We start from the raw sequence: 1,521 nt of genomic DNA, 5'->3' as shown, positions 1-1,521 counted from the left end.
CGCTTTAAAACTTTGCTTTCCTTTATGTGAATTAAAACCTCTATTCCATCAACTTTTGGCAGATTGATGTCAAGCAGGATCAGATCAGGTGTTATCGCATCCTGATAAGGCGCTTGTTTGGCCAGTATATCAATAGCCATTTGGCCATCCCTTGCAATAATTACATTGTTTTTTAACTTCCCTAACTTTAAAGCCTCCAAGGTTAGTACTATATCCCCCTCGTTATCTTCAACTAATAATATATCAATCTCTTTCATTTGTTATTATTTCTAAATTGTCTGGAATTGTAAAATAAAACGTGCTCCCCTTGCCCAGTTCTGATTTTACCCAAAGTTTGCCATGGTGGCGGCTCACTATTTTATTGCAGATGGCCAGACCTATACCCGTACCAGCAAATTCTTCTTTTAAGTGCAGCCGTTGAAAAATAATGAATATTTTTTGGGCAAACTTCATATCTAAACCAATACCGTTATCAGCGACCGAAAATTGGTATTCGCCTTTTATTAACTCGGCTTTTATTTCTATCGCAAGATCGGTATCGGTTTTGCGGTACTTAATGGCATTACCAATGAGGTTTTGAAAGAGCTGGACCATTTGCTCGTGGTTGGCCGTTAATGCAGGCAGATGCCCGCAAACAATGTCTATGTGGTACTTCTTAATATCGGCATCAAAAACCTTTTTTAAACGCTCTATAACTTCTTCAAAATTCACAGCTTCGGTTAAGAGGGCTTGCGTACCAACTCTCGAATATTCAAGCAAATCCATGATTAATATTTTCATACGCGATGCACCGTCTACCGCGTATTCTATATATTTCATGGCGTTATCGTCTAGCTGTGGTCGATATTTCATTTTTAAGAGCTCGAGAAAGCTGCTAACCATACGCAGCGGTTCCTGAAGATCATGCGAAGCGACATAGGCAAATCGCTCCAGGTCCGCGTTAGAGGTCAATAAATCCTTTGCTTTCTTTTCTAATTGCTTATTGAGTAGCAATAACTCAATCTCATATTTTTTTATTTCGGTAGTGTCATGAAGTGCACCAACTGAGCGTATCGCCTTCCCGCTATCGTCACGAATGATGAAAGCTTTGTCCGAAAGGAATAAATATTGATTATTTGCGGTTTTTAAACGGTATTGTGTTTCCCAATCCGTCCGATTAGGGTCGTTTATTGCAGTATCGATTTCATTGTGTATGCGAACACTATCCTCAGGGTGGATTAGTGTAAGCCAAAAATTGGCATTGTTAGTTATGTTGTCGCGCTTATAGCCATAGCAGGTTTCAAAACTTTCACCCCAGTAAATGTCATTTGTGGCGATGTCCCAATCTTTTATAACGTCAGTAGTAGCTTTAGCTGCATATTCAAAGCGTTCATTCTGTAATTTAAGCAATGGCTCTAAATTCTCATCAATAGAGCTTCCTCCAGTTTTGTTATGAGCCATTTTTACAATAGTAAATTAGGGATCTGCAATATTATACGTTAAATATAACATTGCTATTACATTTTAAAGAATTAATATTAA

General features: G+C 38.1%; 2 protein-coding genes. Both read right to left on the bottom strand.

Going from position 1 to position 1,521, the window contains the following annotated elements; genetic code table 11:
* The coding region (locus IDJ76_RS20700; RefSeq protein WP_191166287.1) for a response regulator at nucleotides 1–257 on the bottom strand (257 nt) is incomplete at its 3' end.
* Complete coding sequence (locus IDJ76_RS20695; protein WP_191166285.1) at nucleotides 244–1,440, bottom strand: sensor histidine kinase; 1,197 nt, start codon at nucleotides 1,438–1,440, stop codon at nucleotides 244–246. The genes IDJ76_RS20695 and IDJ76_RS20700, both read right to left, overlap by 14 nt.
* Nucleotides 1,441–1,521: the final 81 nt, after the last annotated feature.

Origin of the sequence: Mucilaginibacter glaciei (assembly GCF_014773245.1) — a bacterium.
GTDB lineage: Bacteria > Bacteroidota > Bacteroidia > Sphingobacteriales > Sphingobacteriaceae > Mucilaginibacter > Mucilaginibacter glaciei.
Note: the sequence above shows the minus strand (reverse complement) of the source record. Positions and strands in the feature narration are given on the sequence as shown.